This is a genomic window from Streptomyces sp. NPDC050121 (genome assembly GCF_044460385.1).
Taxonomy (GTDB): Bacteria; Actinomycetota; Actinomycetes; order Streptomycetales; family Streptomycetaceae; genus Streptomyces; species Streptomyces soliscabiei.
This window is the reverse complement of sequence record NZ_JBITJV010000089.1, coordinates 1-8,494: the sequence shown is the minus strand read 5'-3', so window position 1 is coordinate 8,494 and position 8,494 is coordinate 1. Positions and strand designations below refer to the sequence as shown.

Below are 8,494 nucleotides of genomic sequence, written 5' to 3'. Positions count from 1 at the left end.
GATCAGACGAAGGCCGCCCCCACGTCCGGCGAACCCCCAGGTGAGCGACTCAGTACGAGACACCGTTCGAGGCCGGAAGAAAAAGAACAAGCTGACGGCGGCGACCGACGCGGCGCCCCGGGCGAGGCTGTACGGGTCGCGCACGGACACCGGCACCGGTCCCGCCGTCAGCACCGCCCGCTCGGTGACCCGGCCGAGGGCGGCGGCCAGCACGAACGCGTCCCAGGCCGGTCCCTCGCCCGCCCACACCTCCCGGTAGCCGAGCCGGTCGGCGAGCGCCGCGACCCGCAGCGGCTCCTCGACCGGGCGGTCGTCCTCACGGGCCACGGCAACCACACTGAAGTCCATGGGCCGCCGCTGCCCGGCCGCGCGCCGTCCAACCCTTGTCCGCAGATGTTGCCGCGACGTCTGCCCAGGTAGCGTCCGCTGCATGGACAGCCGCACGGACCACCGTCACGACAGCCGGGGCGCCGGCATCACCGTGCAGCGCGCGCTGGAGCTGCCCGGCCTGCGCAGTGGCCTGCCCGAGATCCTCGCGGGCGCCGACCGGCTGGAGCGCACGGTGCGCTGGGTGCACGCGGGCGAGGTCCCGAACATCGCCTCGCTGCTCAAGGGCGGCGAACTGCTGCTGACCACGGGCTACGGCCTCGGCACCCGTCCGGCCGAACAGCGGGCGTTCGTGCGCACGCTGGCCGAGCGGGGCATCGCGGCCCTGGTGATCGAGCTGGGCCCGCGCTTCACCCGGCTGCCCGCCGCCCTGGTCGAGACGGCCCGCACGATGGGCCTGCCCCTGGTCCAACTGCACCGCGAGGTGCCGTTCGTGACGGTCACCGAGGAGATCCACACCGAGATCGTCAACGGCCACTACGCGCTGCTCCAGCGGGCCGAGGAGGTGCACCGCCGCTGTACCCGGGCCCTGCTCGGCGGGGGCGGCATCCCGCAGGTGCTGGGCATCCTGGCGGACTTCAGCGACAACCCGGTGTTCCTGGAGACGACCGACGTGCAACTCCTGTACGCGGCCGGCGAGGGACCGCAGGGCGCGGATCCGCTCCAGGTCTGGGAGGGGTTGCGCGACCCGCACAAGGACGCGTCGCCGCCCGCCGGTTCGGTGCTGGTGGACGTGCCCGGCGGCGGGCCGGGGGCAGGTTCGGTGCGCGCCCGGCTCGTACTGCTGCCCGTGCGCGCCCCGCTCGCTCCCGTGCACCGGATCGCCGCCGAGCGGGCGGCCGGGATCCTGGCCGTGGTGCTGATGCAGGCCCGCCAGGAGGAGGAGCTCGCGGCGCGCGGTCGGGGCGACTTCCTGACCGACCTCGCCGAGGGCCGGATCGCCGCGGAGGACGCCCCTGCGCAGGCGCGCGTCCTCGGCTTCCGGCCGGGCGCCGGTCCGTTGCTCCCGGTCGTGATGCGGCTGGGCGACGGCATCTCCCCCGGCGGGGGCTGGGCGGTGCTGGCCCGGGCGGTCGCGGAGGAGCTCGCGTCGGTGGGCGTGCCGGTGCTGCTGGGCGTGCGGCCGGTGGAGGGCCGGGTGCCGGTGCTGCTGGGTCTGCGGTCGGAGTCGGAGCGGTCCGCGGTCGCGGACCGGGTGGCGGCGGCGCTGCGGGCCGGGGTGGAGCGGGCCGGGATGCAGCGGCCGGGGGCCCAGCCGCCGGTGGTGGTGGTCGGGGTCGCGGGCGGCTGGGCGGCCGCGTCGGCGGGCCTCAGACACGCGGCGGAGACGGCGACCGCCGCGCAGGGCCTGCCGGATCGCCCCTGGTACGACGCCCGTCGCCTCGACATCGACCTGCTGCTGTGGCGGCTGCGCGACCATCCTGACCTGGCGGCCTTCGTGGACCGCGCGATCGGCCCGGTCCGCGACCACGACCACCGCTCCAAGCCGCCTCTTCTCCCCACCCTGGAGACGTACTTGGCGCACGCGGGCCGCAAGGCGGAGACGGCCCGCGAGCTGCACCTGAACCGCCAGACGCTGTACAACCGCCTGGCCCGGATCGGCGAGTTGCTCGGCACCGATCTGGACGACCCGCAGACGGTCCTGGCGTTGAGCCTGGCACTCCGGGCCCGGCGGCACGTGCCGTAAGGCATGCAGGCACGGGGGCGTGAGGCAGGGCGGCACAGGGGCGTGAGGCAGGCGTGACGTGCGAGGCGGGCGGCCGTCGCCTCAGATCATCGGCCGGGGCTGCGTCAACTCGTCGTAGACGCTGAGCACTTGGGCGACCGTCTCGTCCTCCGTGGGCCAGGTGGCCGCCTGCCGGGCGCCCATGTCCCGCAGGAGTGCGCAGCGTTCGGGGTCACCGAGGAGTCGTGCCACGGCGGCGGCGAAGGCTTCGGCGTCGTCCGGCGGTACCAGTTCGGCCGCGTCGCCGACGAGTTCGCGGATGCCGCCGGTCAGAGCCGCGACGAGCGGCACGCGCGCGTGCAGGGCCTCCTGTGCCAGGACCGACCGTGACTCCCCGCCGCCCGGCAGCAGCGCGAGGTCGGCGGCGGCGAGCAGCTCGCTCACGTCGTCGCGCCGCCCGAGCAGCCGGACCGGCAGGTCCTCGTCCTCGATACGGCTCTGGAGCTCCGCCCGTTGCGGCCCCTCCCCCGCGATCACCACCAGAGGTCCGGCGTCCAGTCGGCGCCAGGTGCGGGAGGCGTCCAGCAGGAGGTCGTGCCCGCGGTGGCGCTCCAGGGCGCCGACCGCCATGAGCAGCGGGCGTCCGACGGCGCCGAGTTCGGCGCGCAGCTTGGAGGCCGGCAGCTCGGGCTCCTCGTGGCCCTCGACCCGGCGGGGCCGCGGCAGCGCCACGGCGGCGAGCCGCGCGTCGCGGGCGCCCGTCCGGCGGGCCCGGTCCACGAGGTCGGAGGTGGTGCCGAGGACCACGGCGGCCGTCCTCGCGACCCGCCGTTCCAGCAGCCGCAGCAGGTGGGCGCGGGCCCCTTCGGCGTGCGCCCGGTTGTGCCAGGTGACGACGAGCGGGGTGCGCCGGCCGCTCAGCGCGAGAACGGCCCGGAACGAGGCGTGCAGGCCGTGCGCGTGGACGAGATCGGCGTCGGTGCAGGCCGCCCGGAGCGCCGCCACGGACCCCGGGTCGCTGCTGCGCGGCACGTGCACGTGTTCGGCTCCGGCACCCGTGAAGTCATGGGCGCGATCGGCCTCGGCCGGGGCGCACACGGTCACTCGCACGCCCCGCGCGACAAGCCCCGCGGCCAGGGAGCGCACGTGCGCGCTGCTGCCGGCGTTGCCGCCGCCCAGCACCTGCACGGTACGCAGCGGCGACTGGCCGTGCGGTGAGTGGCTGCTCACGTGGCCGGGGCTCCTGATTCGGCGTCGGACGGTCACGAAGAAACGTACTGAAGGACCGGCGGAGGGGTGGACCGCTGACGTTCCTCCACGTACTACGCCCAAGGATGCCAGCACGTACGGGTGTTCCGTGCCGTCAAGCCCCCCGGCACCTGGCCACAGGGCCCCCTTCATCACCCACACGAGTGAGAGAACCGGGGTTCCGTTCGATTACCCAAGGGCGGACCTCGCTACCTCGCTCACCTGTTCCCCGTAGACCGCCGCGGCCACGACGACGGCGGCGTGCGCGAGCAGGCCCGCTCGCCCGTTGCCGGCCGCCACCGCCGCCCCGAGCAGCGCGCCCAGCGCATGCGCCCCACTGTCGCCGAGCATCTCCCGCCCGCCCAGATCCTCGGGCAGCACCGCCGCCGCGGCCCCGACCGCCACGGCCGACAGCTCCCCGGCCGCCCCCGCGCGCAGCGCCCCCGGCGTGCCCAGGGCGAGCACGACGCCGGCGGCCCTTCCTGGGCGTACGTCCACGAGGTTGACGAAGTGCGCGGCGCCGGCGATCACCACGCCCGCGAGCACCTTGTCCAGGGGCCGTTCTTTCAGCAGCGCCCCCGCGACCAGCCCGGCCGCCGAGATCCCGACCAGTTTCACGGCTCCGCTGGTGACCTCGCCCTGCCGCAGCGCGCCCAGATGCGCCCCGAAGCCACGCCGTGGATCGCCGACGCCGGCGACGTCGTCGTACGCCCCGCAGGCCCCGGCGGCGGCCACGGCGAGCGCGGCGGCCGGAGTCACCCGGGCGGCCGCGACCGCGGTGGCCAGGGCGGCGGCGGGACCGGAGTACAGCCCGACCGTCCGCCCCGCGTGGTTCTCGCGCTCCCACAGCGCCCGCCCGCCCGGCGCCGCCGCGCGCAGCACCGCCGTCGTCGCCCGCGTCAGCGCGACCGCCGCCGCCAAGGCCGCGCCCCGTCCCCTTCGTATGACCATGCCCTCACCCTAGGGAAAGGGCCCTGAGCGATCAGGACGAAGAAAAAAGATCGAGCGCGCTGTCACAACGACGGACCCTGCGGTGTCTTGAGGCCGAACCCCTGGAAACGGAGGAGACACCATGAGCGAGAACACCGAGGTGATCGTGATCGGCGGTGGATACGCCGGCGTCATGGCCGCCAACCGTCTGACGCGGCGCGCCGACGTGACCGTGACCCTGATCAACCCGCGCCCGGCGTTCGTCGAGCGGATCCGCCTGCACCAGTTGGTGGGCGGGACCCATGACGCGGTCGTCGCCTACGACCAGGTCCTGGCCGCGGGCGTCCGGCGGGTGGTCGACAGCGTGACCGGGATCGACGCGGCCGAGCACGGCGTGACCCTGGCGAGCGGCGGCACGCTGCGCTACGACTACCTGGTCTACGCGGTCGGCAGTGGCAGCGCCGACCCGCGCGTGCCCGGAGCCGCCGAGTTCGCCCACCCGATCGCCACCCTGGAGGACGCTCAGCGGCTGCGGCCGATTCTCGACGCCGCGCCCTCGACGGCCCCGGTGACCGTCGTCGGCGCCGGTCCCACCGGCATCGAGACCGCCGCCGAACTGGCGGAGACGGGCCGCGCCGTGACCCTGGTGTGCGGCGGGGTGCTCGGCCCGTACCTGCACCCGCGGGGCCGGCGCTCGGTCGCCGGGCGGCTGGCCGCACTCGGGGTGAGCGTGCTGGAAGGCCCCGACGCGAGGGTGACGGCCGTGACGGGCGACGCCGTGCGGCTCGGTGACGGCCGCGAGCTGCCGAGCGGGGTGACCATCTGGACCGCCGGCTTCGGCGTGCCGGACCTGGCCGCCCGCAGCGGGCTGAGCACCGACGCGCTGGGCCGCCTGCTCACGGACGAGACGCTGACCAGCGTGGACGACCCGCGCATCGTCGCGGCCGGGGACTCGGCGGCGCCGTCGGACCTGCCGCTGCGGATGAGCTGCCAGGCCGCGATGCCGCTGGGCGCGCGGGCCGCCGACACGGTGCTCAGCCGGATCGCGGGTGAGCGGCCCTCGCCCCTCAACCAGGTGTTCGCCGGCCAGTGCATCAGCCTGGGCCGACGCGCCGGCATCTTCCAGTTCGCCCACCGGTACGACGTCGCGGTGTGGTTCCACATCGCCGGTCGCCCTGGCGCAAGGCTGAAGGAGTTCATCTGCAACGGCATCGTCGGGCATCTGGCCGGCGAGGCACGCGAGCCCGGTTCCTACCGCCTGCACCGCGTCTCAGGAGGCGCCCGGCGCCGGCTGCTGCTGGAAGGCCGGCGCGGCGAGACCCGGCGCAGCGAGACCCGGGCCACCGCCGATCAGAGCGCCTAGGCCGCGCACGGACAGGGGAGAGATCCGGACATGAGCGAGCATGCCACCGACCCGGCGACCGAGTCCTTCGTCGCCCACCGCAACCTGCTCTTCACCGTCGCCTACGAGATGCTCGGCTCGGCGGCCGACGCCGAGGACGTCCTCCAGGAGACCTGGCTGCGGTGGGTCGGGGTCGACCTCGGGCAGGTGCGCGACCAGCGCGCCTACCTGGTGCGGATCACGACCCGGCAGTCGCTCAACCGGCTGCGCACGATGAGCCGCCGCAAGGAGGCCTACGTCGGCCCCTGGCTGCCCGAGCCGCTGCTCACCGCCCCGGACGTGGCCGAGGACGCGCTGCTCGCCGAGAGTGTGTCGATGGCGCTGATGCTCGTCCTCGAAACGCTGTCGCCGACCGAACGGGCCGTCTTCGTGCTGCGCGAGGTCTTCGACGTCGGCTACGACGAGATCGCGTCCGCCGTCGGCAAGAGTCCTGCGGCCGTCCGTCAGATCGCCCACCGTGCCCGCCGGCACGTCGACGCCCGCCGTCCTCGGCAGGCGGTCTCCGCCGACGAGACCCGGGCGGCTCTGGAGTCGTTCCGGCAGGCACTCGACACCGGGGACCCGCAGAGCCTGCTCGACGTGCTCGCCCCGGAGGTCGTCCTGGTGAGCGACGGCGGCGGCGTCAAGCAGGCCGCGCCGCGGCCGATCACCGGCGCCGACAAGGTGGCCCGCTTCGTCATCGGCGGACTCGCCAAGAACGGCGGCACGCTCACCCTCGCCCCCACCATGGTCAACGGCAGCCCCGCCCTCGTCGCCCATCTGGGCGGCGAGCTCGACGGCGTCATGGCGATCCGGGTCGAGGACGGCCGCATCACCGGCCTGTACTACGTCCGCAACCCGGCCAAGCTGTCCCGGGTCGCCGCCGAGACCCCGCTCACCCTGAGCTGAGCCCCCGCTCCCCAGGAGCACCGGTCCTCCGGTCCTCCGGTCCTCCGGGCCACCGCTACGCGTCCGCGCGAGCGGTGGCCAGCAGCTCCTCCGCGTGGGCCCGGGCCGTCTCGGAGTCCTCCTGCCCGGCGAGCATCCGCGACAGCTCCCGGATCCGCTCCTCGCCCTCCAGGACCTTCACGCCGGACCGGGTCACCGACCCGTCGTTGGTCTTCTCCACCAGCAACTGCCGGTCGGCGAAGGCGGCGACCTGCGGAAGGTGGGTGACGACCACGACCTGCGCGGTCTTCGCGAGCCGCGCGAGGCGCCGCCCGATCTCCACCGCCGCCTTGCCGCCGACGCCGGCGTCGACCTCGTCGAAGAGGTACGTCGGCACGGGGTCCGTCCCCGCGAAGACGACCTCGACGGCGAGCATCACCCGCGAGAGCTCACCGCCGGACGCGCCCTTGGCGATGGGCCGCGGCGGCGCACCCGGGTGCGGGGCGAGCAGCAGCTCGACCTCGTCCACACCGGCCGGCCCGTAGGCCACGGCACGCCCGCCGACCTCGACGCCCTCGGGGTCCTCGGTCTGCCGGATGTCGAACGACACGCGCGCGTGCGGCATCGCCAGGGACGCCAGCTCGGCGGTCACGGCGGCGGCGAACCGCTCGGCGGCCTCGGTGCGCGCGTCCGTCAGCGCCTGCGCCAGCCCTCCGAGTTCGGCCCGCAGGGCGTCGCGTTCGGCGGTCAGCTCGTCGATGCGCTCGTCGTCGCCGTCCAGCTCGGTGAGCCGGGCTGCGCTCTGCTCGGCCCAGACGAGCACGGAGTTCACATCCTGCCCGTACTTGCGGGTGAGCGCGGTGAGCGAGGCCCGCCGCTCCTCGACGGCCGACAGCCGCAGCGGATCGGCGTCGAGGTCGTCGGCGTATCCCGCGAGCTCGCCCGCCACATCGCCCAGCAGGATCCCGATCTCGCCGAGCCGGTCGGCGAGCGCGGACAGCGCCGGATCGTGCGACCTGACGGCCTCCAGGGCCCGCTGTGCGCCCGCGACGAGCGTGGCGGCGTCGATGCCCTCCGGATCCTCGGGGTTGCCCGCGAGGGCGGCGTGAGCGGCCGTCGCGGCGGACGACAGCGCCTCCGCGTGCCCGAGCCGCTCGGCCTCCTCCGCCAGCTCCACGTCCTCCCCGGCGCGCGGTTCGACGCCGGCGATCTCGTCGAGCCCGAAGCGCAGCATGTCGGCTTCCTGAGCCCGTTCACGCGCGCGCGTGACGATCTCCTCCAGCTCGACGGCCACGGCCCGCAGCCGCCGGTAGGCCTCGGTGTACTTGGCGAGCGGCACGGTCACCGCGTCCCCCGCGTACCGGTCGAGGGCCTGCCGCTGCCGGGACAGCTTCAGCAGCCCCTGCTGGTCGGTCTGCCCGTGCACGGCCACCAGTTCGTCCGCGAGCTCGGCGAGCACACCCATGGGCACGCTCCGCCCGCCGACGTGCGCCCGCGAGCGCCCCTCGGCCGAAACGGTACGGCTGATGAGCAGCGCCCCGTCGTCGAGCTCGGCCCCGGCCTCCTCGGCCCGCAGGACCACCGAGGCGCCCGCGGGCAGGGCGATCCGCCCCTCCACGACCGCCTTCTCGGCGCCGATCCGCACGAGCGCCGGATCGGCACGTCCGCCGAGCAGCAGCCCGAGGCTGGTGACCACCATGGTCTTGCCCGCGCCCGTCTCACCCGTGACGGCGGTGAAGCCTGGCGACAGCTCGACGACCGCGTCGTCGATGACTCCGAGCGACCGTATCCGCATCTCCTCCAACACGGGGAAGACCTTACGAGGTCGGGGGCAGGAAGTGCGAGGCACCCCGTCACCCGGGCGAGTGGACCTCCCCCGGGGACGCGGTGAGCCGACCGCTAGGGCGTGTTTCGAAAGTAGCGTCGTCCGCCCGGAGGGCGGGGCCCGCGGCGTCTGGTGCGGTGCATCGCAAGGCGGAGGGTCGTCCGCGTAC

General features: G+C 75.0%; 7 protein-coding genes. 3 read left to right on the top strand and 4 right to left on the bottom strand.

The features are described from left to right. The coding region (locus ACIBTS_RS48940; RefSeq protein ID WP_399328424.1) for an LLM class flavin-dependent oxidoreductase at positions 1-348 on the bottom strand (348 nt) is incomplete at its 3' end. 82 nt (positions 349-430) lie between these two features. Between ACIBTS_RS48940 and ACIBTS_RS48935 the strand changes: the two genes are divergently transcribed. Further along, positions 431-2,074, top strand: a complete 1,644-nt coding sequence (locus ACIBTS_RS48935) for a PucR family transcriptional regulator (RefSeq protein ID WP_399328423.1) — start codon at positions 431-433, stop codon at positions 2,072-2,074. Between the two features lie 81 nt (positions 2,075-2,155). Here the strand turns inward: ACIBTS_RS48935 and ACIBTS_RS48930 are convergent, their stop codons facing one another. After that, positions 2,156-3,283 carry a glycosyltransferase family 4 protein gene (locus ACIBTS_RS48930; protein WP_399328422.1) on the bottom strand — a complete coding sequence of 376 codons (1,128 nt, stop codon included), beginning with the start codon at positions 3,281-3,283 and terminating at the stop codon, positions 2,156-2,158. Positions 3,284-3,490: 207 nt separating this feature from the next. Then, the gene (locus ACIBTS_RS48925; RefSeq protein ID WP_399328420.1) at positions 3,491-4,252 is read right to left on the bottom strand and encodes a hypothetical protein; all 762 of its coding nucleotides are present in this window, start codon (positions 4,250-4,252) and stop codon (positions 3,491-3,493) included. A 121-nt stretch (positions 4,253-4,373) separates the two neighbouring features. Here ACIBTS_RS48925 and ACIBTS_RS48920 point away from each other — a divergent pair, with 121 nt between their 5' ends. Together ACIBTS_RS48920 and ACIBTS_RS48915 are read left to right on the top strand one after the other, a co-directional pair. Then, positions 4,374-5,594 (top strand): NAD(P)/FAD-dependent oxidoreductase, encoded by a 1,221-nt coding sequence (locus ACIBTS_RS48920; protein WP_399328418.1) that lies wholly within the window; start codon positions 4,374-4,376, stop codon positions 5,592-5,594. A gap of 30 nt (positions 5,595-5,624) precedes the next feature. After that, positions 5,625-6,521: an RNA polymerase sigma-70 factor gene (locus ACIBTS_RS48915; RefSeq protein WP_399328416.1), complete on the top strand. Its 897-nt coding sequence runs from the start codon at positions 5,625-5,627 to the stop codon at positions 6,519-6,521. Between the two features lie 55 nt (positions 6,522-6,576). Here the strand turns inward: ACIBTS_RS48915 and recN are convergent, their stop codons facing one another. After that, a complete protein-coding gene (gene recN, locus ACIBTS_RS48910) occupies positions 6,577-8,295 on the bottom strand; it encodes a DNA repair protein RecN (RefSeq protein ID WP_399328426.1) in 1,719 nt (572 codons plus the stop codon). Positions 8,296-8,494 lie beyond the last annotated feature (199 nt).